Source organism: Ferroplasma acidiphilum, from assembly GCF_002078355.1.
Taxonomy (GTDB): Archaea; Thermoplasmatota; Thermoplasmata; order Thermoplasmatales; family Thermoplasmataceae; genus Ferroplasma; species Ferroplasma acidiphilum.
On record NZ_CP015363.1, the window covers coordinates 965741 to 988289 of the forward strand.

Sequence of the window (22549 nt, forward strand, 5' to 3'; positions counted from 1 at the left end):
TCTCTTTTTAAATAGTTGAGAGGTGCTTAAATGGAGCTATGTATAGTTAATTGCAATAATAACTTTGTAAAGCATTAATATTATATGATTCAAAAGTATGTTCCCATTCACTGTCGGCGATAGTACTGTTAGATAAGATTATATAATGGTATGGATTAAATATTTATGGAAATAGACAGAAAAGAAAAAACAAATTCCATACCTGACGAATTCTTTAACATAACCGAAGATAACATTAAAAAACTTAGAAATAGGCATAACAAAATAAGAAGGTGGGTAATAGCTGATTTTTTAAAACGGAATGCCTGTAGATATCCGGAAAAGGCCGCCCTGATTTTTAACCATCCGGGAAAGGGAGAAATTAAATTAACGTATCCTGAACTTGAAGCGAACTCCAACAGGGCAGCAAACGCATTTCTAAACTTAGGAATTCAAAAATACGACAGAATTGCGATCCTGGCTCATAATACCCTTCATCATGTCTTAACAATATTCGGGGCTGCCAAAGCGGGTGGAATCTATTTAGCTCTTAATTATCTCATGTCTGGAAAGGACCTGGCTTATTGCATAAACCATTCCGAGGCAAAAGTGCTCATTGTAGAAGATTCATTATATGATAAAATAAAAGGCGTTTTAGGCGATCTGAAAACTGTTAAAACATTTATATGGTCAAACCAGGGTTTAAACGATCCACCGCCGGACAATAAGTGGCTGAATTTTGATGAATTGCATGAAACTTTTTCTTCTGAAGAGCCAGATATTATCTTAAATATTGAGGATCCGGTAACATTCACCTACACAAGTGGAACCGAGGCATTGCCTAAGGCCGTTGTTCTGTCCAACGAATCACTCATTTCAGAGTATGTTGGTGCCATTATTGACGGCAAATACAACTCCGATGACATAAACCTTAATCCAATGCCTATTTTTCATGTTGCCCAACGGGATGTTTTTGTAATGCCCATATTTTATATTGGCGGAACAAACATAATGTTAACAAACCCGAATCCAGAGAACATTTTATGGTATGTAGATAGGTATAAGCCCACAATACTTTTCCTTGCCCCCACAGTTTGGATTAGCCTGCTGAGATATCCTGATTTTGACAAATATGATTTCAGTTCCCTTACAAAGTGCTACTATGGAGCTTCAATATTTCCAGAAGAACCACTTAAAGAATTGATGAAAAAGCTTCCTCAGGCCAGGTTTTACAATTACTATGGCCAGACGGAGCTGGCTCCGTACCATACAGTGGCAAATCATGAAGATATTTTAAGATTGCCCAAAACTGCAGGAAGAAGTGGCCTGAACATGCAAACAAGAATTGAAGATGCCAATCATAATGAGATAATTGAGCCAGGCATTCCAGGAGAGGTCACGGGAAGGGGAGCCCATGTTATGCTAATGTATTTTAAAGACCCGGAAAAGACGGAAGAGACGTTTAAGCATGGATGGTTCCACACCGGAGATATTGGATTCATGGGCAACGATAGATATCTTGAGATAGCTGATAGGAAGAAAGATATGATTAAAACCGGGGGAGAAAATGTCTCTAGCAGGGAAGTTGAAGAGGCAATATTTAAACATCCGGACATCTCGGAAGTTACCGTTATAGGTTTGCCACACAGGAGATGGGTAGAAGCCGTCACAGCTATAGTGGTACCCAAACCTGAAAGAACTATAAACCCGGATGAAGTAATAGAATTATGTAGAAAAGAGCTCTCACCTTTCAAGGTTCCTAAGGCTGTGATAGTTATCAAGCCGGATGAACTCCCAAAATCGCCATCTGGAAAAATATTGAAGAGGGATTTGCGGAATACATTTGCCAATTACTATGAAACAAAATAATAATAGAGGTAACAATCCAGTGTTTTACAAATTCATACTTTAAGGATTTTCATATTTTTAGTGTTTCAAAAAATCCATCTTAATTTCATAGACATTAAAAGGATAGAAGATAACTATCATGGAAGATTATTTAGGTCATAAATTGCATATACAATTTTGTATATAAAATATTTTGATAATTCCATTTTATCATACCTTTATATTTACACAAAATTATGAACATAAACATTCTTTCATCACTCGATAAACAGAATTTTAAATATTTTCACGATCCAGTCGCAAGGAAGCCCATGGCTTTAGCCGTGAGAAGAATTGCGAGAGATTTATATAATATTATCCTATTATATTTATAATAAAAACCTCCTGACTCGCATGGATTGTGTCTAAGGTTGCCTGAGGGTTCCGGTGGCAACACCGAAGGATGTATAACATACGCCTCTGCCTGACTGGCGAGGGTAATGCCATCATTTGAAAGGACTGGTAAGGGTTGTTCCCTGAAGTCAACCTGCCTATTGTGCTCCGTTCCCGCAAGGGGTTGCCATGCCAACAAATCTGGAAGTGCAAGCCCACTGCTTTAGTGGGTAGTTGACTATTATATAGCCCCTGAATGGATATATATTCCTATCTGGAGACTACATATTATTTGTCACAGTTGACATAATATTAATATAAAAGTATGTCTTATATGACACATAGATGAAAACACAGGAAGAGTTAATAAGTATTTTATCGAATTATAACTTCTGGAATAAAGATATTGATACCGGAGTTCCTAGGGATAATTATGTTAATAATATTTTAAGATTTTTAATAGATATAAATATAGTAACAGAAACAGGAATCAGGCGATCAGGAAAATCTTATATAGCCAGGCAGGTAGTTAATCGCTGGATAAGATCACATAATAAATTTGATACCTTAATTATCAATTTAGACGATGAAAGATTTATTGATGCTGATTACAATTTGTTGTTAGATATATATGATGCATATTCAAATTTGGTTAAAAAAAGTGATAATATACTGATTGTACTGGACGAGGCACAGGAAATCGAGAGATGGGAGCGATTCGTTAGGGGATTAAGCGAGAAGGGTGTAAAATTCCTTATTACCGGTTCATCATCAAAATTGTTAAGTTCTGAATTTTCTACCCTATTATCCGGTAGAAGTATTAATATCAACATCATGCCCCTTTCGTTTACCGAGTTTTTATCGTTTAATAATATTAAAATTTCAGAGCAAAATGCGATTCTGTTCAATATGGAGAAAATTGCAAAATTGCTTGAAGAGTATATAAAATATGGCGGGATGCCAGCGGCAGTTCTGCATAAAGACATAAAAGAGGATTTAATAATAAGTTATTTTGACACTATAATTATCCGTGATATAATTGAGAGGTATAATGTATCCAATGAACACAATTTAAGATATTTGATTATGTATTATTTAACAAATATCTCATCTACAATCACATATAACCGGATATCCAGTTCTACGAAAAATAATAACAGAGCCATACCTGTAAAATCTGTGCAACGATATTCTAATTATATTGAATCTACGAATATAATTTCATTTTTAGATATGTTTTCATACTCATTGAAGGAAAAAGAAAATAGCCCGAGAAAAATATTTTCTGTTGATAATAGTTTTCCTTATATAATAGGGTTTAATTTCAGCGAAAATAAGGGGCATTTTATTGAAAATATAGTATTTCAGGAGCTTTTAAGAAATAAATACCTGTTAAATTTTGATTTATATTATTATAAAAATGGTTATGAAACCGATTTTGTGATTAAATTAAAAGCATTTATAATTCCATTTCAGGTAACGTATAAACTCAATGAAGGTAATATTCAAAGAGAGATAAAAGGCATAACAAACTTTTGCAAGAATTTCAATTTAAATAGTGGTGTTATTATAAATTATAATGTGGAAAAGGTTGAAACCGTTGACGGCATTCAAATTCAATATGTTAAATTATTGAACTTTCTACTAAATTCAAATACTTACTTGCTGGACTTATTTCATAATAAGTGAGATATAAATGAGTTGATGGAGTTTATTTTATACATTTTGAGCTGCACAGATTAAATCTGCCCTTTAAGTGGGCATTTATTTGGAAATGTAAAAATGCGTTATTATTCATTTCCTAGCCTTTCATTACTTGTCTACACTATTAATTGTCCTCTTAATACCAAGCATGACGGCATAATTGCTTATTATTCCAATTGCCAGTAACATATGCAAATATGGAATATATGTTGAGTAGAAGCTATTTGTTTTAAGTATGATAAATCCTGACCCGATTATACCGGTTATAACTATCAACAAAATATTAACTATTGCAAGATGGGCAAGCCTTGTTATATTTTTAGTGTACATATAAGATAAAATTGACATGATAAAGAGAAGTATACCCAGTGATACATGTAAAATTAAAATTTCAGAATGTACGGGGTTTGCAATCTGTGAGAGATAAAATCCAACCATAATTTGTACGAGAGTAATACCGGAAGTAGCCCATAAAACGCGTTCGATTTTGTCCAAACTTCATTACCAGTGTCCATATCTGATCAGGATAATTAAATGTATACTTTATCCAGAATTCTAGCAACTATGTTTTATGCTTGTATACATTTTGCAGCAGGCCAGAATAATGTTTGGCAATGTAATTTTTTTTTATTGAAATACATAAAAGGAAAGCCCTCAATATAAAGCAAATGTAATAGGGAGCATTCAAATGCTAAGATCCACACTTGCTAAAGGAGTTGCAATAATAACAGTATCGAAATTTTGTAAATGGTACATTATATTGAATTGAACCAGGAATATGCGATTCGCCTCAATATGATGGAAATATGCACCGGTTCCAATTTATTCTAAAAAATTATATTTGTTGTATTATTTTTAAAAGAATTTATATAATCTATTCGAACTATATTTTATATCCATTTTATCCTATGCATTCCTTGAATATTTCAGTTAATTCTTTTTTATCAAGCATTTTCGGAGATAATGATATTAACCTTTGCTGCTTCAAAGTACCGTTAACCAGATCCTCTACGTTTTTATCTGAAAATCCTATATCACTTAAATTAGTAGGTATTTTCAACGCTTTTAACAATTTTATATAGTATTCAAACAATGCATCACCTGTATCACCTGATTCAATTCCAAGGATACTGGATATATCTTTAAATCTATCACTATATTTCGATAAATATCTGAATACATATGCAGCAGGAATAGCTGTACCAATTCCATGCGGTACAATAGGATAACCAAAATCATAATCATCCGGATGCCATTCTTTGATCATACCCGCAATAGGGTATCCCATTGCATGAGGTATGTGTACACCAACATGTCCAAATCCCATGCCAGCTATGCTTGACCCTAACATCATATAATATCTGGCTTCAGAGTCATATGGATCGGAATAAGCTCTTTTCATGTAAGTATGTACCCACTTTATTGCTTCCTTTGCAAATAAATCTCCTATGGGTGTATTTCCAGTATATACCGGTCTATCTCCTGGATTTACTTTTTGCCTTCCTGTATAGGGTATTGCAGTATATGATTCAATCGCATGATTCAATACATCCAATCCGGAAGAAGCGGTTACACTCTGTGGGAGTGAATAGGTATTAACCGGGTCTATTATTGCAATGGTAGGTCGTAGGTATGGATTGCTTATGCCTGTTTTTACCTTTATTTTAGTAACATCAAATATTGCCACATTTGTGGTTTCACTTCCTGTCCCTGCTGTTGTCGGTATTGCTATGTGCGGTTTCAATGGACCAGGTGGAGAAATTCCTTTCCCTATAGGTTTGTTAATATAATCTTCTAAATTGCCTTTATATGTATATAATAAATCCATTATCTTTGCGGTATCAATCGTAGACCCACCACCTAAGGATATGAACCCATCAATTTTTTCGTCCTTTATTTTTTTATATGTATCTAACCATGCAGTGTCCTCGGGCTCTACCCTTATTTCATCTATTATTTTATAATTAATATTATTTTCATTGAGAGAATTTATTAAAGTTTCCATTTGTCTTGATTCACTCAATTTTTTTCCTGCAAAGACCATTGCATTTTTAATGTTAAGTGATTTTGCCTCATAACCCGTTTCCTTTGTAGAATTTACCCCGAATTTTATTCTAGGTACATTGATTACAAAAATGGAATCATTATATTCAGTTATAGATGTATGTATCGGATCCATTTATATCACTCCAGATAATTTGGTGCCCTGGGGTATTTGTTCCAGAGATCCGGATCATGGCCTATTACCATATTGGTGCCTGTTTTGCCTTTCAATTTTAATTTACCCATATAATCCTGCCATTCATTTGCATTTGATAATAACCATCCCTTTGATTCAGTATTATATTCCTCCGGTAAATGAAGATAATCACCGGTGAAAATATATTTTTTGTTTTTTGTTTTTACATTTAATACCTGATGGCCCCTTGTATGTCCTCCGGTAAATTCAGCTTCTACGCCGTCCATAATTTCAAATTTTTCATCGTTGATAGGGAACCAGTTCGCGTTCCTGAGTGGATCCAAATCAGATATATCATAAGCTCCGCCTTTCCCCTGCCATAATAATGATAATGCTGATTCAAGTTCCGTTTTCTGTACTATTATAGGTGTTTTTAAATCTTTAAATATTCCAGCCTGGCCTATATGATCAAGATGTAGGTGAGAAATAACAACAAATGAAATATCCGCAGGTTTGACATTAATTTTTTTGAGCTGGTTTTCAAGCTTATTTTCATCGGATATCCTCGTTATCGGAAAAGCTTCCATAAGTCCTTTTTCGTGTGTTTTCATTGCTTCAGGAGATATTCCAGTATCAAATAAAATATAACCATCCTTATGCTGTATCAACGCTCCGGAAACAGGTATTTCTATCCACTTCTTTTCAGGGTTTCTGTTAGAATATGTCATGGCCCCTCCTGCTGCACCGGGTAGAAACCAGCCACAGTCTCCGCCAAGCCATCCATAATCCAGAAGATAAATTTTTTCTGCATACATATTTGATTACACCATTAGTTAATACTTAAAGATATCTGGTGAAACATAATATATTTATTAGGTTGATGAGAAAAATAATACCAATTCATAATTAAATACTATAATTCTTATCCTAATAATAGGATTAATAGATGGTGGAACAGATCTGCTGTAATATTAAAATTCTGACAAAACCTGAGATGTATAGTCTTTCCAGGTAGAAACACAGGTAATTCAGCAAGATACCTGGATAAGAGTGGGCTACTCGATGTATTGAATAGGTTATATCTTAAATTCATTAGTATAAAAAATATAGAATGATTTCTCTTCAAAAATCATCATTAAAGATTGCTTTGCCAGTAATAGTAAATATCAACAGTTGATAAATTACCAGACGAATATATACAAACATCTAGATAGAGGATTATTATACAGCGTCATTTTGAAATTACAACAATTGAACTGCTCTATTGGAATGTAAAACTTTTAATACACTTTTACATTATTCAAAGTATGATACCTGAAAGAATGTTTGTTGATAGAATAAATGAATTAAATAATTTAGAAGATTTGAACAATGAAAATAGAGCCCAATTGATCCTGATATATGGTAGGAGGAGAATTGGAAAAACTACGTTAATGTATGAATTTTTAAAAAATAAGGACAACTCTCTATTTTTTATAGCTGATGCAAGTGAAAACATTCTGGATACATTTTCTGATATAGCATCTGAAAAGTTCAATAATGTTAGATTTCAAAACTGGGATAATTTTTTTGATTTCCTCTATTCTATATCGAAAAATAATAGATTTATTGTAGTAATAGACGAATTTCAGTACCTAACATCTGTTTTGAAATCATGGCCAACAATATTGCAAAGGCATTGGGAAAAATTAAAAACAACAAAAATATTCCTGATTCTTTCAGGTTCCCTGATATCTTCAATATACAGAATTGCAATAGGATACGGAACTGCACTATATGGCAGAAAAACTGCTGAAATGAATATAAAGCCATTAAATTTCATTGAGTCCCGTAATTTTTTTAAAACAGATATAAATAATCTTGCTAGAATATATATGGTTCTGGGTGGTGTTCCAAGGTATCTTGAGGAATTCGATTCTGGAAATATTTATAATAACATAAAGAAGAAAATTCTTAATAAAAACTCATATTTGTATAATGAACCAATAAATTTATTACATGAGGAATTTAAAGATTTAACATCTTATTTTGCAGTTCTGGATACAATAGGTTCAGGTGCAACCACTTTTAATGAAATATCGTCAAAATCCAGGATAACACAGAATAAACTATCCAAGGTTCTGGACGTATTAATAAGGGCAGAGTTAATAGCAAGAGAGGATTCAATAATCAAAAGTAATGTCAGGAATAAACATATTTACTATATTAAGGATAATCTTTTTAACTTCTGGTTTAAATTTGTTTATCCGTTTCGAAGTTTGCTGGAAATGAATAATGAAGAAGTAGTTATTTCTAAAATTAAAAATGAAATAAGTACGTTATTCGGACATAGGTTTGAGTTTCTAGCTCGAGATTTATTATTGCATAATCAAGATAAATTGCCATTTGCCATATCTTATATAGGGAGATCCTGGGGGAAACTTAAAAATAAGGTAGGCAGCAATTCTAATTATGAATTTGATGTGGTAATACAGGACTCTCAAAAATACCATACCGGAATATTTGAAGTAAAATATAAAGAATTGAGCTATGGAGATGCGTATAAAATAATACAGAATATGCAAGAAATATATAACAATATAAGTGTGAATAGCCATCCTGTATTCGGCATCATTGCAAAGAATATAGAAAACAAAGAACTTCTCAGGAAAAATGGTTATTATGTATTTGATCTGGATGATTTATAATGCCAAATTTATTTATGAGTTTTAATTTTAAGATTGCTCAATACTGTTAAATGCCAACAATGAAAACATAATAAGAATAATGTATCCAAAGGCCTAGGCACATTGAGGGCATACCGTATTTTTTAGAAGTCCCACCAATTCAGATGCAGTATCTGTGATGTTATCATCCCCTACAATTATAGTAGAAATATTAATATAAAAAATTTATATAATTATATGAATGTATGATCCGGAGAGAATTAAAGGCAATGTTAAAGAAAAACGGGAAAAAAATAAAAAGATAGCCGTTAAACTCTTTATATCTGCTATTTTAATTTATATTGTAATGTTTTCAGTTGAGGCTATTATTTCTAAAAATCTAATAATCAATTATGCATTAATTCTTATATTAATAGGTTTTTCAATAGTAATTATAACCTCTGTTAAATTAATAAATAAAATTAATATAAAACTTAATAAAAAAATAGAAAATCGTAGCAACATAAAATTAATCGAGGCTTTTGTATTATTATCAATAATTATTAGTTTTTCAGTTTATTATTTATTAAGTAAAAACAATATAACACTTTATATTTTAGTGGCTCTTTTACTCATTTGTTCAATAATAATATCTAGAATGATGAATATATTTTATAAACTTCTTAATTCAGGGATAATATCAATAAATACTAACTTTAATAAAAATATAAAATATTCTACATTAGTGGATGTTGGTGGTATATTACTAATACTTGCTATTGCGGATATTATAATATTATTAATATCTGAAATGAGTAGATTCCTGAATTTATTTTCCATATCAATAATAACAATATTTTCTGCAATAATTGTTTTATTAGCATTTTATATTTATAAATCTTATAATTATAAATTATTCAAAATCAATTAAATTATATTTAAATTGAAATCCATTTATAAATAATACTCCTTTAGGGATACATACTATTAGTTTTCTGAATGTTGAAATTAAATATATTTAAAACATTTATGCTTTTACTGAGTGCTTTATTCTGTCGACAAATACATATGTATTAATTAAAGCGTACACCCATAATATCATTAAAACTATCCAGATGAAAATAAATATATCGCCTAAGAATGGAATTTTTAAAGCGCTTTCAAGTTTTATTGTGGAGGTTGCAAACAAACCTAAAGGAAATCCATATGCCCATACTGACAAATATCCGAATGTTGTTTTCCTGAATACCAATATGAAAACTACAATGAAATTCCAGACTTCAAATCCATATAACAATATCGAAATAAATTCTACAGTTCCGAAATTTAAGGTGATATCTCCTATTACTTTGCCAAATGACATTATTGATAACAGATTAATTATTATTAAACTTGAAACACCTACAGGAAGCATTGCTGTTGGCAAGGTGGAATCTGCTTTATTCGAAACGTGGCCCGATAATGCAATAGAACCTATAAATATATACAGGAAAAAGAATATGCCCAGGCCCATTAATACAAGGAAATAAATGGTTTCTGCTATATCTCCATGGTAATAGCCCATTAAGGGTGTTGCCAGGAAAATACTTGTACCGATAGATAGTGGGGGTATTATTATAGCATAATTTATCTCATTTTTGTCTATTTCCTTTGTATATAATCTATAACCAAGTAATATTCCTAGAACCAGTGCAAGGAAATAGCTGAAAAAGTAATTATATAAAGATACTTCTGCTAAAAGTTTTGACATTCCTATTAAATCTATTAATATATGGTCCATTATGAACAATATAATGGGAATTAAGGCTATGAAACTTAATCTCGTTAAGTTATTCCAGTGTAAATATTTTTTATCATGTATTGTAAGCCCCCTTATAGCCCAGAGAATAAATATTACAATAAACATTATAATTCCAAGCCCAAAGAACACCTCTCCTGTATATTTTAAGTCAATATTCACTAAATACTTTGATACTAAAAAGAAAACCTGGGAAACTGCAAGTGTTGCTATTACCATACCGAACCATTCTGAACCGAAAATGTAAAGAATTTTGTTTTTCATCTTACTCTATTGACTATATAGTCAGTAATTATATAAGTATTTTGACTAACTGGTCAAATATTATTTATATAAATAAAGAATAACTGGGTATGAAAGAATTAAAGAAAGATTTAATTCTGAAATCGGCAATTAAAAATTTTTCAATCAACGGCTATGAAGCATCTATGGATGAAATAGCAAGTGATGCAAAAGTTAGCAAGGGTTTACTTTTTTTCTATTATAGAAGCAAGGAAAATTTAATAATTGACGCTGCTATAAAATCAGTTCCATTAGATGTGCTTAATTACATAAAAGCAAAAGAATACAGTGATATCCATTCTATATTATATGACCTGGGTACAAGATTTTTAGATTCATATGGAAATCAGGACCTCAGAAATCTTTTTCTGTATACAATAAGCAATAAAAATAAGTATCCTGAAATAAAGGAAAAACTTAAGGAGCTATGTTTTACAAACTTCGATGAAATTTTCAGTAAAATCAAAAATATATCTAATCTTGATTTTTCATTAGCTAAGAAAAGGTCTTTTTTCGGTTCACTTCTATGCTATCTTATATGGTGGAATGACAATGAGCAGAATATAGAAAATTATGTAGAAGACCTTGTAAACGGATTTCTGAATAAATAAATATTTTAGTTGTATATTTATTACACAACTATCCTCTATATTATACGTATAGTATAATGGATATAAACCTATGACCACGCTTTTATTTTCGGCCCACTTTTAATATTAGTTCTATCAAAGAATCGACCTGCTTAAAGAATACTTTTTCCATTTCCAATTCTTGCATTATACCTTCTAAACCACTATAGGACGGTGTATAATAAGGATATATATCCGTAGCATACCAGTAATCAAAAGTTTTGTCAATCATAGAAGGCCTATTCTTATTTTTTGCCACGCCTATAATTGTTTTAATTAAAGATAGCTGTCTATCTATGATAATATCTATATCATCGTTAGAATTTGCAGAATGAAACATAATCCATCTTTTTATATTTTTTAAAATATGTGAATCACTAATATTATTTGAATGAATTTTGGCGATTTCTACACTAAACCTGATATCACTTGAAAATGTTAAATAAACAATGTTATTATCGACTAAATACTCTGAGAGAGATGCCAATGCAGTTCTTTTATTACCATCAATAAATGGATGGCACCGGATAATTCTCATAAACAAGACTGCTGCTTTGTCATATATAGTAGGATAAATATCGCTATTGTTAAAATTATCATTCATTCGGTAAACAATACTTTTTATTGCGTTAATATTAAGATAATTAGAATCTATAGAATAATGCTTAGCAATCTTCTCATGTATCTCTATAATATTTTTGTATGTAAATTTCATTTAAAAAATTATAATTTTGAAAGTCTATCCATAACTGACTTATACATCGGGTTTTCATTCAGCATTAAATCCATGTATTTATCCACCATTTCCTTTGTTATTTTAGTTTCCATATTTTTCACTATAAACTCTTATAACTTTTATATTTAAATATATTTCTATTGCCATTAAACGACAAATCGGTTATAATGAAACATATTATTTATAAATACATAAAATTTGGGGAGCAATCAAATTAATTTATTCCAGAAATAAATATATAAACAGATCAATTCAGTTACCAATGATGCGCGTGTGCCAGTGTTTTCTACGTACTGGATGTTACCTTACAATTAAGGAAAGAGGAGCTATGCATATATCATCGTAAAATAGATTTAAATATAGAAGATCGTTATGTTATTATGCGTTTATACCAAAATTCCGCACAGGAACTTATAAATGATTTAAATTACAATAAACTTTCTGATAAACTTAAACAATCTTTTGTTGCTTATTACGGTCATAATCCCTCACAGGGAGAATACAATGCATGGAATAATTCGTTTCAATTTATTAAAAATGAATTACAGGAAAATAAATTGTATAATATCTACGTGGTTATAGAATATGAGTTGCCATATAGCGCAAGAAGGATAGATGTTATTTTAATGGGACATGGAACAGAAAATTTTAAAAATATAATTATCGTGGAACTGAAGCAATGGTCTTCGGCAAAGTTATCGGAAATTGAGGGAAATGTCATTACTTATGTCGGGCACCAGGAACGTGAGGTACCGCACCCATCCGAACAGGTGGCTGGATACTATTATTATATGAAAGATTTTATGGAAATTTTTAACAGGGATGATTATGGGTTATACGGATGTTCATATTGTCATAATTATTCTCAAACAGATAAGACCCTGCTGGATGTATCATTTAACAATGTATTGTCAAAATTTCCATTATTCACAAGGGATGATTTCAAAAAATTTGGAGATTATCTTAAAGATAAACTATCAAATGGAAATGGATTAGATGTTTATAATGATTTCATAACAGGCGATATAAAACCATCAAAGAAGCTGATAGATTACACATCAGATATATTGAGAAATCAGAAGGTATTTTCATTGATAGATGACCAGATACTTGCAAACAACACAATAATAGACAGGGCAAAAAAAGCAGCAACGTTCAAACATAAATCTGTTATTATTGTTGAGGGTGGGCCCGGGACAGGTAAATCGGTGATTGCATTAAATGCCATGGCAGAGCTTCTTTCGAAAGGCTTTAAAGTTTACCATGCAACAGGGTCAAAAGCCTTTACTTCATCATTGCAGAAAATAGTAGGATCAGGAGATATGAGAAGTGTAAAAAACTTTTTTTTGTATTTTAATTCAGTTTCACACGCTATAACGAATGAAATAGACGTCTTAATAGCAGATGAAGCCCATAGAATAAGAAAATCCAGTAACAACAGGTATACTAGACCTGAGAGGAGGAGTACTTTGCCGCAGATAGAAGAACTGATTAATTCAGCAAAGGTATCTGTATTTTTTATAGATGAACACCAGCTGGTACGACCGGAAGAGATAGGGAGTATTAAGCTTATAACAGAAGCAGCAAAAAAGTTCGGGGCAAAAGTGTATAATTTCCAGCTAAAAACGCAGTTCAGGTGCAGTGGGTCTGATGGCTATTTAAACTGGATTGATTCCTTATTAAATATAAATGATACTGGTAACGAATTCCTGTCTAAAAACGAAAAAATGGAATTTAAAATTGTTGATGACCCACAAATTTTAAGGGATGAAATGAACCTGCGTAATTCTAAAAATACAAATTCGGCAAGAATGGTCGCGGGCTTCTGCTGGCCATGGAGCAACCCTAACGAAAATGGAACTCTGGTAGATGATATAGTTATAGGGGACTTTAAGGCTACCTGGGAATTGAAAGATTTTGCTAAAATCAAATTCACAAAAAAACCTGAAACACCGGCGTGGAATCTCTGGCCAATTGATCCGTCATGCTCTAACCAGGTGGGGAGCATATATACCATACAGGGTTTTGAATTTGATTATATATTTCTCATATGGGGAAATGACCTGGTTTATGATTATTCTATAAATGATTGGGTAGGAAAGCCTGAAAATTCAAAAGACCCTGTAATAAGAAAAGGAAAAGAAAAGTTTACAGAACATGTCAAAAATATATACAGAATCTTATTAACCAGGGCAAGATATGGCGTTTATGTATATTTTGTAGATGCCGATACACGGAAATTTGTGGAATCAAGAATAGAAATGTACATGGTAAAAAACAGTAAAATTTGAACTCTTGGACAAATATTATACTCAATATCAAGCTAATTTTGATATGGTAATACAGGAAAATTTCAAACCATACAGTAAATCAAAAATTTAATGAGAATAGTTATAGATTCCCCATTTTGCTTTATAGAGCAATTCTCAGGTTAATATATACTGATAGTGTATAATTATCGGTCATATAATTTTTTCAGTTCAACATCAAATGTTATGAGCTGTTTCTTAATCCTTTTACTAATGTTTAATATTATCATATCATTAAAATCATCATAGCTTTTTATATTACTTTTTATTGAAAAAAATACATCATCCTTTTGTGTTGGTATAATATTGACCTTTTCATCATTTATCAACTCCTTTGTTATAGCAACAGGTAAAGAATGCTTAATGAGGAAATAATTGAATTCAATAACAGATATCATAGGTACATATGCCTTATCGATTTTTTTCCACAATTCTAGAGCTTTTTTATGGTTAATATCATTCTCTATTATTATTGCAATAATAACATTTGTATCAAAGACTGCTTCTTCCAATTTCATCACCTGCTTCCCTTATTACCTTTTCTACGTATTCAGCATCTATATTTTTATCTAATTTAATGGATATCTTTGTAATGTCACCTTTCGGTTTTTCCATTATAATTCTATCTTTATCTATATAAACAAGGATTCTATCACCGATTTTTATTCCCAATTTATCTCTAATATCAGCAGGTATTGTAGTCTGGTAATTTCTTGTGATTTTTACTTCTTCCATAATTACTATATTAGTTTACTAGATAATTAAATTTTTGTTTTAAATAATTTGTATAAATTACTCTTTTGGGTTTATCTCAATCTGGATAAATTCCATATCTTATCTATTTCCTGATTAAAATATTCAGAACTATGTTTTTATTATATTATTTACACAGATATTTATTTTATTTGCTCGTTTTAATGTATCCTCACTTTAATAAATTTACTTCCCGGGATTATAAAACTGTTAAAAAGTATTAATATAATAATAAATTAAAAGATAATACCGAATAATTTATTCCCTCACAATTTAGTCGTTTCCTTTGCTCCACTTGCCCTGACTTTAAGAAATGGTGCCAGTATCATGGCTACCACTTCTATAGCCAGTACCACTGAAACTCCGACTGCTATTGTAGCAAGGCTTCCAAATTCCGGCCCCAGGAATACAGGTATGAAAGCCACACCTAAATTCGTAAACACGCTATACATAGATGTTGCAAATCCTGCCTGCGCCGGATCAGTAACATAGCGAGTGGTTAAAGTCATAGCCATGGACCAGTAAGCGTTTCCGAAGATTCCGAAGAAGAAATATCCGGCTCCAATCAATATTACAATCGTGGAATAGGACAGGCTCAATGTCATCACAGCGGTAAATATGAACATCAATACACCGGTAGTAATCAGTCCGGTACGGATTCTATTGTACTTCTCGAATACTGGAGGCAGTATTAATGCACCCAGGGCAGAACCCAGGAAAGCAAGGCCACCAAGAAGGCCTCCGTAGGCAAGTGCCTGGGCTGTAGCCATATGGTGCAGCAACAGGACTGTAGAACCCAGTGACCCGAACATTACAGACATGGCTGATATTGCAAGGCCTATATACCAGTTTTTAACCATTCCTATCCTGAAAGCTCCTCTCAATGACCTCCCCTTATAAGATGTTGGATAGCCACGTATTCCAGGTACAAGCCATATAACGGCTATTATAGCGAGGATAACTGGAATCCACATAGCGCCCTTGAGTCCCAGTGCAGTAAAAATATCTGGCCCGAAGAAAGACCCGAATGCCATACCGAGGAAAAGCATGCCTACACTGATACCTATTACCGTGTGTGACCTGTCATGGAAAAGTGAATCTGCAACACTTCCTACAGGAGCCATAGCCAGCGGGTAAGCTGCTGCTGCTATTATCCCGGTTACCAGGAAAGATAAATAATCCGGTGACAATGCTCTCCCGATTAAGCCTATTATGGACAATCCTGCAGCAGTGTAAAGGGAACTTTTAACTGTGAATTTAGCTGATAACCATCCGGCAAGCAACCCCAGTACAACCATAGTATAACCATAGGTTGAAACTAAAAGGAGTATAGAACTTAAACCTACGTTGAATGAACTGCTAAGTTCCGGTACCAGTGGTGCAAGTATAAACCACCCAAATCCTATTGTAAATAATAGGAACCAGTATGATAAAAGTTTAAACCATTTTTCATCCATGTAAGGGAATAATTACTCTATATAAATGTTTAAGTATATCATCCGTTCCTCTGGAAGTACGGAGATATATTAATCTTCAGGCATATTTTACACTGGTATCAGGGGTTTTGTATATCAAGGTTAAAATTATATGAAATAGACATTATATTCAGATTCCAATTTAACCTGCGGACAAATAAAGATCAATACATTCATTCCTGTCCAGGAGCTTCTGGACTATTTTTCGCCTGAGTAGAACTTATTTCCTTGAGTGTCTTAATTGCGAAGTCTATGTGGCTTTTCGGATCCATCTGGGAGTTATGTATGCCCCTGATAATGCCTTCCTTATCAATAATATATGTTATCCTAGCCGGGATTATGAAACCCTTAGCATCATATGCTTCCCTTATGCTTTTATTCTTATCGCTTAACAGGGTAAACTGCAATTTATGATGGTCTTTAAAAGATTTTTGCTTCTCTTCGCTATCTGAACTCACACCAAGCACAATTGCCCCCAATGGCTTAATTGCATCCCAGTTGTCCCTGAAACATTTTGCCTCAGCAGTACATCCTGGAGTCTCGGCTTTTGGATAAAAATATAATACAACAGATGATTTCCCCTTGAAATCTGCGAGAGAAACTATTTTCCCCAACTCGTCATTCGCTTTGAAATCCGGTGCCTTATCTCCATTTTTGAGTGCCATGTCATACCATGTGTATATACGATTTAAGGTTATGCTTCATTAAAAATTGTACGGAAGTTGATGTTATTAAATGTCCGTTTAACAGCAATACTGGTAATAATAAAAGCCCTTTGCCAACTCCAGCTTCAGTAGATAGTTCATCTCTGTTCACACACTCTTCATTGGCCAATAATTAAGTCTCCAAACCGGTATACACTGTAATTATAATAAAAAATTGAAAACCCTATCCGGGTAGTTTATTGAAATATCCGTGGAAAACATATTACTTTATAAACTTTATAAATAATTAAATTTATTATATTATAAAGTATAAAATATTATGTGCTTATTGATTTCAAATATGGCAAATTCCCTCGAGGAGGTGATAGAATGCAAAAGAATTTTTTCTACCTCATTTTATCAACTTTGATTGCAAACATTGCCTCCAGCATACTATATATTGGAATAACCTGGTATGTTCTAATATCTGTGAACGGTGAAATATTATACGGCTCCATTGTTTTAATCGCTACCATCACAGGTTTTGCAATATCAAATTTTATTGGGAAAATCATAGACAGATACAATAAAAAGAAAATTTTCATTCAATTGCATCTCATTGTTTCACTGTTATTTCTCCTCATATTTTTATTATTGATTAGAAATATTGCGTTGAGCATTACAACACTTTTCATTATATATATGATAATATCAGTATATTCGATGTTTTACTGGAATGTAATATTATCAATAACACAGCAAATATTTAGTATAAAGGAATATAAGTCCATAAACAGCAAAATGGAAATTATCGGGCAAATATCCTCTGTATTTTCCATAATAGCAGGATTTATAATTTATTCAGTAAATTTTTTATTTATAATGATTGCATGTTCCATTGCCTTTGCAATAAGTGCTATGACGTTCAAAAAAATTAAGATTATTGAGGCTGAAAAAAATAATATAAGCAAGTCAACTTTCAGTGGATTCACTTATCTTAAGAATAATAAATATCTATTCTTTCTCTTATTTGCTTTATATACTCCATTTATAGCAATTATTATAGGGAATTTTACACAACCGGCTTTTATCGTTAACGCATTAAATGGAACCCCGGTTATAATAGGTGCAATGGAAAGTATCTACGCGATATCAGCCGTTATTACATCATTGCTCATACCAAAAATGAATGAAAAAAATGAGTTTATATTGATAGTTATTTCTATGATTGTATTTTCAGTGGGAACAATAGCAATGGGTTTAATTAAAATTGTTATAATATTTCTGGGCCTTGAAGCAATACAGGGATATGGAAACCCGGCAATCCGCATAATAAGAAAGACAATAATGATGAAAACTATACCTAAAAAATTTATAGGCCGTGTGTATGGTTCTCTGGAAACAATTTCATATATTGCCAGGATATCCTTTCTTGCAATTTACATATTAATAATAAAATACACAGGGTCTGGAATTTTAATCGCAATACAGGGCATTTTTGTACTGACTTTTGTTTTTGTTGTAATATATTCCCTCAGGAAAATGCAGATTAAAGCACAACCGGATAAAAATCCAAAAAGGTTCTATTTGTCTGGATATTATCAAAAACATAGATGAACTCCGGTGTATTATGTTTTCATAGCCAGTTCAGGACATTTCGTTATATGTACTCTGATTAGGGTTCTGGTTATTTTCAGAAGGCTTTGCTTCACCGGGAAGTTTTGCAAATGCTACTATAAGGCGCACTATTCCGCGCAATATCGGGACGATGCCTATAAATATAATAATTCGAACTATGTCAAGAAGCATTGCATTGTTAGGTATATCACTATAGAAAATGAAAATAGCAATTGATGTAATAGTACTAATTGTACCGGTAAGCAGGAACAATGATGCAGTATGAAATTCATCACTTCCAATTAATTTTCCCACTCTATTATATGCAATATATTGGAAAATTATAGAAACGATGCCTGGCACCAGAAACAGAAAGAGAACGAGTAAAAGTAAAGTGAGAAATGAAGTATTTATTACAGATATGCTATTTGCACCTGTTGCAGAGCTTACACCCGGCACATATACCAGGACTAATAAGCCCGTAGATGCAACTGCTAGTATAGCTCCTGAAATCAGGCTGTATAGCATATACTTAAACGGCGTCTGATTGCTATAATAGTTAGATATAGATTTACCTGCAAGGAAAAGTAAAATTAACCCTGCAATTGAGATTATAAACCCCAATTCTTTGAATATAAGAAATACAGGAACACCAGCAAATTCTAGAATTACCCCCATAATTCCATATGTACGTGCCTGTTTGAGTTCCTGACTCTTTTGAGCGTTATTCATATATTATAGATACTTGTAAATATTAAAAACTTTTGTTTTAAAATCATCTCTAATCCTTTTAATAGTTTTATAACGAATTTAAGTTACAGAATATCATATTATTAGGATGGAATTCAAAAGGCAAATATTAACAGGATAATATTTAGATTCACAAATGGATCGATAAAATATGGAGATGCAAAACATGGTGTTATAAAATAAATGAAATGATGTTTTTCCGTTTCTATAGCCGGTTTAGAATATTTCTTTGTTAGTATCCTGATTAAAAGTTTGATCATTTAAAGCAGGCTTTGCTTCGCCCGGAAGTTTCGCAAATGCTATTATGAGAAATATTATTCCAATGAACATCAGGATAACGCCTATAACTATAATAGCTAGAATTATACCAATAAGTAGTAGCAATGCCGCGGTATGAAACTCATGTATTCCAGTTAATTTCCCTACACTGTCGTATGCCATATATTGAAAAATTATAGAAACGAAGCTTGGCACCAGTACCAGAACTACTATAAGCAAGAATATAGAAATTAGTGACATATAAAAAGTAGATGTGCTACCGGTACTTGATGCAGAGTTAAATATGGGTATGAGTAACAGAAATAATGATATTCCTGCTACAACTGCTAATATGATGCCGGAAATTAGGCTGTATAGCATATACTTAAACGGCGTCTGATTGCTATAATTGTTAGATATAGATTTAACTGCAAGGAAAAGTAAAATTAATCCGATAATTGAGATGATGAGGCCCAATCCATGAAATATAATATCTGCTGGACCACCAATAAATTCTAGGATTATCCCCATAATTCCATATGTACGCGCCGATTCCAGTTCCTGAATCTTTTGTGTATTCGTATTTATGGTATGATAATGGTTATTATAAATTATTGTTCTAAAATTACCCATATTTTAAATAATATTAAAATTATAATGATTTATGATAGAGGACTTATATAAAAAATGGGAACATAATAAATTATCTGATAGTGATTTTCAGGATGATTTATCCGGATTTGGAGATTTTATAACAAAACTATATGATGATTTAAAAATTGATTTAATCGCTGATTTAACTCCATACAAAGCGTATTTTAACATTTTAAAAGTGAATGGCTTTGTAAATTCTATACTGGATAAAAGACCTGACCTGATTTCCACCATATCTTCCTGGTTTGAGAGGGAAAAGGGCGATATAGAACGGATAGCAAAGAAAATTGGGGTGTTATACTTTAGCATATCAATGAGCATCCCGGGAGGGATAGGTATATCAATGACTTTTCAGCCAAATATGTGAAATCTGTATACAATTAGTTTTTATCAGTTTATATGAACGATTTCATTCAGTATGCCGATTCCATATACCTTGTTAGAAAAGGATCAAGAATTTCTATTCGCAGATATATTAAAATATTTCCATATATTGAGCTATAAATAAATGGATAATAAAAAACTTATCGCATTCCGGTCACTTATAATTGCTGCGGGCGCAACTGTGGCAGCATCCTTTGTCGGTGTATATGGCGTTATGATCGGAGCAACAGCAGCAGAAATGGGATGGCTGCAATCTTCATCAAATTCATTAAGCAATTTAGGGCAGATTCTCTGGGGAAGGATAAGTGACAGGGTTGGCAAAAGAAAGCCATTTCTTGTGAGTGGAAGTGTTATTCTTGCGGTTCTATGGTTTTTGCTTCCTTACTCCAGAACTCCGGTTAATTTAATAGTCCTGTATTCCCTGATATCAATATTTTCTGCAATGATAACGGTTAACTGGTATTCATTTATCGCGGATAATATTATATCAGAACGTGGGAGGTTTTTAACACTCATAAACGATATAGCTTCTGCCGGTACAATTGTGTCCTTAATAGCAATGGTTTTCATCCTGGCTAAATATCCTGATGATGTTGTAATACCCTTCAGTACCGCTGCAGCCTCATATGTTATCTCTGCAGTTACTGTGTTTAAATTCAAGGAATCCAGAAGCAAGAGTGTTATGACACGAAATTTATACAAAACCTTGAAAAATTTAAAAAATAACAATGCGTTTTATAAATACTTCAGGGCTACAAATATTCAATCATTTTTCTGGTCAATGGCATGGCCCATGTTTCCAATAACAATAGTTTCAATAATGCATTTTTCACTGGAAATTGTTGCAGTGTTGACTATATCATCAACATTAACCATGTTACTAACACAGTATATTATCGGGAAATTTATAGATAAGGTTAATCGCGTGCCAATTATATTTTTAAACAGGATAATGCTGAGCGGAATCCCATTAATGTATGCATTTTTTAATATTCTGCCATTATTTATATTGCTGGAAATTTATAGTGGCTTTATCGGTTCAATTCAAAATACGGTTACAACATCATATACTCTGGATATTGTGCCACAGAATAACAAGGCTGAATATATATCAATATTAAACGGGTTCAATGGAATGGTTTATTTCTTCGGAGCACTTACTGGCGGTTATGTTTTAACTTTATTTTTGTCTGTAGAACCTTTAAAGATTGCACTGCTGCTGTCCTATTTAATAGTCTTTGCAGGAAGATTTCTGTCATCTTTCCTATTCAGGGGATTGATTGAAGAAAATTCAGGAGGCAGGAATAATAGCGTATTATCAATATTATTTAAGCCAAAGGGGGCTGGTTCTCCATCAGGTGCAGTAATACACCCGAGGTAATTAGAAATAAATGTTTATTGCGGGTTAATCAATTGACAACAGTAAATACCAGATGTGACCAATAAAGATAATGGCCAGCACTCATTCTGATATTCTCCCGTGAATTCATATTGCCTTTCTTATCTTTTTATCTGCAAAGGAATCACCAGGTA

Annotated in this window: 20 protein-coding genes; 9 read left to right on the forward strand and 11 right to left on the reverse strand. The window is 32.3% G+C overall.

Annotated features, from left to right (window positions below; all coding sequences use genetic code 11):
- Positions 1–165 precede the first annotated feature (165 nt).
- Both fad_RS04830 and fad_RS04835 read left to right on the forward strand, forming a co-directional pair.
- Positions 166–1848, forward strand: coding sequence for a fatty acyl-CoA synthetase (locus tag fad_RS04830; protein WP_081142277.1), 1683 nt, complete (start codon positions 166–168; stop codon positions 1846–1848).
- Positions 1849–2544: 696 nt separating this feature from the next.
- Complete coding sequence (locus fad_RS04835) at positions 2545–3888, forward strand: ATP-binding protein (protein ID WP_081142279.1); 1344 nt, start codon at positions 2545–2547, stop codon at positions 3886–3888.
- Between the two features lie 123 nt (positions 3889–4011).
- Here fad_RS04835 and fad_RS04840 read toward each other — a convergent pair whose 3' ends face one another.
- The 3 genes from fad_RS04840 to fad_RS04850 all read right to left on the reverse strand — a co-directional run bounded on the left by fad_RS04840 (position 4012) and on the right by fad_RS04850 (position 6897).
- Positions 4012–4341: a trehalose synthase gene (locus tag fad_RS04840; RefSeq protein ID WP_081142281.1), complete on the reverse strand. Its 330-nt coding sequence runs from the start codon at positions 4339–4341 to the stop codon at positions 4012–4014.
- Between the two features lie 463 nt (positions 4342–4804).
- Complete coding sequence (locus fad_RS04845) at positions 4805–6082, reverse strand: hydroxyacid-oxoacid transhydrogenase (RefSeq protein WP_081142283.1); 1278 nt, start codon at positions 6080–6082, stop codon at positions 4805–4807.
- Between the two features lie 5 nt (positions 6083–6087).
- On the reverse strand, positions 6088–6897 hold the full coding sequence (locus fad_RS04850; RefSeq protein WP_081142285.1) for an N-acyl homoserine lactonase family protein: 810 nt from the start codon (positions 6895–6897) through the stop codon (positions 6088–6090).
- A gap of 492 nt (positions 6898–7389) precedes the next feature.
- On the opposite strand from fad_RS04850, the gene fad_RS04855 reads away from it, so the two are divergent.
- Both fad_RS04855 and fad_RS04860 read left to right on the forward strand, forming a co-directional pair.
- Entirely contained in the window at positions 7390–8769 is a 1380-nt protein-coding gene (locus fad_RS04855; RefSeq protein ID WP_081142287.1) for an ATP-binding protein, read from the forward strand.
- A 220-nt stretch (positions 8770–8989) separates the two neighbouring features.
- A complete protein-coding gene (locus fad_RS04860) occupies positions 8990–9658 on the forward strand; it encodes a hypothetical protein (RefSeq protein WP_081142289.1) in 669 nt (222 codons plus the stop codon).
- Between the two features lie 96 nt (positions 9659–9754).
- On the opposite strand, the gene fad_RS04865 is transcribed toward fad_RS04860, so the two are convergent.
- Positions 9755–10789, reverse strand: coding sequence for an SLAC1 family transporter (locus fad_RS04865; protein ID WP_081142291.1), 1035 nt, complete (start codon positions 10787–10789; stop codon positions 9755–9757).
- Between the two features lie 89 nt (positions 10790–10878).
- Between fad_RS04865 and fad_RS04870 the strand changes: the two genes are divergently transcribed.
- On the forward strand, positions 10879–11418 hold the full coding sequence (locus tag fad_RS04870) for a TetR/AcrR family transcriptional regulator (protein ID WP_081142293.1): 540 nt from the start codon (positions 10879–10881) through the stop codon (positions 11416–11418).
- 82 nt (positions 11419–11500) lie between these two features.
- On the opposite strand, the gene fad_RS04875 is transcribed toward fad_RS04870, so the two are convergent.
- The gene (locus fad_RS04875; protein ID WP_081142295.1) at positions 11501–12151 is read right to left on the reverse strand and encodes a type II toxin-antitoxin system death-on-curing family toxin; all 651 of its coding nucleotides are present in this window, start codon (positions 12149–12151) and stop codon (positions 11501–11503) included.
- 401 nt (positions 12152–12552) lie between these two features.
- On the opposite strand from fad_RS04875, the gene fad_RS04880 reads away from it, so the two are divergent.
- Positions 12553–14463 (forward strand): DUF2075 domain-containing protein, encoded by a 1911-nt coding sequence (locus tag fad_RS04880; protein ID WP_081142297.1) that lies wholly within the window; start codon positions 12553–12555, stop codon positions 14461–14463.
- Between the two features lie 164 nt (positions 14464–14627).
- Here the strand turns inward: fad_RS04880 and fad_RS04885 are convergent, their stop codons facing one another.
- The 4 genes from fad_RS04885 to fad_RS04900 form a co-directional block, all read right to left on the reverse strand.
- On the reverse strand, positions 14628–14993 hold the full coding sequence (locus fad_RS04885) for a PIN domain-containing protein (RefSeq protein WP_196795575.1): 366 nt from the start codon (positions 14991–14993) through the stop codon (positions 14628–14630).
- Positions 14974–15216: an AbrB/MazE/SpoVT family DNA-binding domain-containing protein gene (locus fad_RS04890; protein ID WP_081142301.1), complete on the reverse strand. Its 243-nt coding sequence runs from the start codon at positions 15214–15216 to the stop codon at positions 14974–14976. Before fad_RS04890 ends, fad_RS04885 begins: the two co-directional genes overlap by 20 nt.
- Positions 15217–15500: 284 nt before the next feature.
- Positions 15501–16691 (reverse strand): MFS transporter, encoded by a 1191-nt coding sequence (locus fad_RS04895; protein WP_081142303.1) that lies wholly within the window; start codon positions 16689–16691, stop codon positions 15501–15503.
- Between the two features lie 191 nt (positions 16692–16882).
- The gene (locus fad_RS04900) at positions 16883–17374 is read right to left on the reverse strand and encodes a peroxiredoxin (RefSeq protein WP_081142305.1); all 492 of its coding nucleotides are present in this window, start codon (positions 17372–17374) and stop codon (positions 16883–16885) included.
- A 369-nt stretch (positions 17375–17743) separates the two neighbouring features.
- Between fad_RS04900 and fad_RS04905 the strand changes: the two genes are divergently transcribed.
- Positions 17744–18970 carry an MFS transporter gene (locus fad_RS04905; protein WP_155951129.1) on the forward strand — a complete coding sequence of 409 codons (1227 nt, stop codon included), beginning with the start codon at positions 17744–17746 and terminating at the stop codon, positions 18968–18970.
- Between the two features lie 30 nt (positions 18971–19000).
- On the opposite strand, the gene fad_RS04910 is transcribed toward fad_RS04905, so the two are convergent.
- Complete coding sequence (locus fad_RS04910; RefSeq protein WP_081142309.1) at positions 19001–19702, reverse strand: DUF996 domain-containing protein; 702 nt, start codon at positions 19700–19702, stop codon at positions 19001–19003.
- Between the two features lie 234 nt (positions 19703–19936).
- A complete protein-coding gene (locus fad_RS04915; protein WP_196795576.1) occupies positions 19937–20509 on the reverse strand; it encodes a DUF996 domain-containing protein in 573 nt (190 codons plus the stop codon).
- Between the two features lie 133 nt (positions 20510–20642).
- Here fad_RS04915 and fad_RS04920 point away from each other — a divergent pair, with 133 nt between their 5' ends.
- Both fad_RS04920 and fad_RS04925 read left to right on the forward strand, forming a co-directional pair.
- Positions 20643–20999 carry a hypothetical protein gene (locus fad_RS04920; protein WP_081142312.1) on the forward strand — a complete coding sequence of 119 codons (357 nt, stop codon included), beginning with the start codon at positions 20643–20645 and terminating at the stop codon, positions 20997–20999.
- A gap of 141 nt (positions 21000–21140) precedes the next feature.
- A complete protein-coding gene (locus fad_RS04925) occupies positions 21141–22397 on the forward strand; it encodes an MFS transporter (protein WP_081142314.1) in 1257 nt (418 codons plus the stop codon).
- The last annotated feature ends 152 nt before the right edge of the window (positions 22398–22549 follow it).

Coding starts and splice junctions, on each gene's coding strand:
- fad_RS04830 (WP_081142277.1), top strand. CDS start 166: ATGGAAATAGACAGAAAAGAAAAAACAAATTCCATACCTGACGAATTC.
- fad_RS04835 (WP_081142279.1), top strand. CDS start 2,545: ATGAAAACACAGGAAGAGTTAATAAGTATTTTATCGAATTATAACTTC.
- fad_RS04840 (WP_081142281.1), bottom strand. CDS start 4,341: ATGGTTGGATTTTATCTCTCACAGATTGCAAACCCCGTACATTCTGAA.
- fad_RS04845 (WP_081142283.1), bottom strand. CDS start 6,082: ATGGATCCGATACATACATCTATAACTGAATATAATGATTCCATTTTT.
- fad_RS04850 (WP_081142285.1), bottom strand. CDS start 6,897: ATGTATGCAGAAAAAATTTATCTTCTGGATTATGGATGGCTTGGCGGA.
- fad_RS04855 (WP_081142287.1), top strand. CDS start 7,390: ATGATACCTGAAAGAATGTTTGTTGATAGAATAAATGAATTAAATAAT.
- fad_RS04860 (WP_081142289.1), top strand. CDS start 8,990: ATGTATGATCCGGAGAGAATTAAAGGCAATGTTAAAGAAAAACGGGAA.
- fad_RS04865 (WP_081142291.1), bottom strand. CDS start 10,789: ATGAAAAACAAAATTCTTTACATTTTCGGTTCAGAATGGTTCGGTATG.
- fad_RS04870 (WP_081142293.1), top strand. CDS start 10,879: ATGAAAGAATTAAAGAAAGATTTAATTCTGAAATCGGCAATTAAAAAT.
- fad_RS04875 (WP_081142295.1), bottom strand. CDS start 12,151: ATGAAATTTACATACAAAAATATTATAGAGATACATGAGAAGATTGCT.
- fad_RS04880 (WP_081142297.1), top strand. CDS start 12,553: ATGCGTTTATACCAAAATTCCGCACAGGAACTTATAAATGATTTAAAT.
- fad_RS04890 (WP_081142301.1), bottom strand. CDS start 15,216: ATGGAAGAAGTAAAAATCACAAGAAATTACCAGACTACAATACCTGCT.
- fad_RS04895 (WP_081142303.1), bottom strand. CDS start 16,691: ATGGATGAAAAATGGTTTAAACTTTTATCATACTGGTTCCTATTATTT.
- fad_RS04900 (WP_081142305.1), bottom strand. CDS start 17,374: ATGGCACTCAAAAATGGAGATAAGGCACCGGATTTCAAAGCGAATGAC.
- fad_RS04905 (WP_155951129.1), top strand. CDS start 17,744: ATGCAAAAGAATTTTTTCTACCTCATTTTATCAACTTTGATTGCAAAC.
- fad_RS04910 (WP_081142309.1), bottom strand. CDS start 19,702: ATGAATAACGCTCAAAAGAGTCAGGAACTCAAACAGGCACGTACATAT.
- fad_RS04915 (WP_196795576.1), bottom strand. CDS start 20,509: ATGGGGATAATCCTAGAATTTATTGGTGGTCCAGCAGATATTATATTT.
- fad_RS04920 (WP_081142312.1), top strand. CDS start 20,643: ATGATAGAGGACTTATATAAAAAATGGGAACATAATAAATTATCTGAT.
- fad_RS04925 (WP_081142314.1), top strand. CDS start 21,141: ATGGATAATAAAAAACTTATCGCATTCCGGTCACTTATAATTGCTGCG.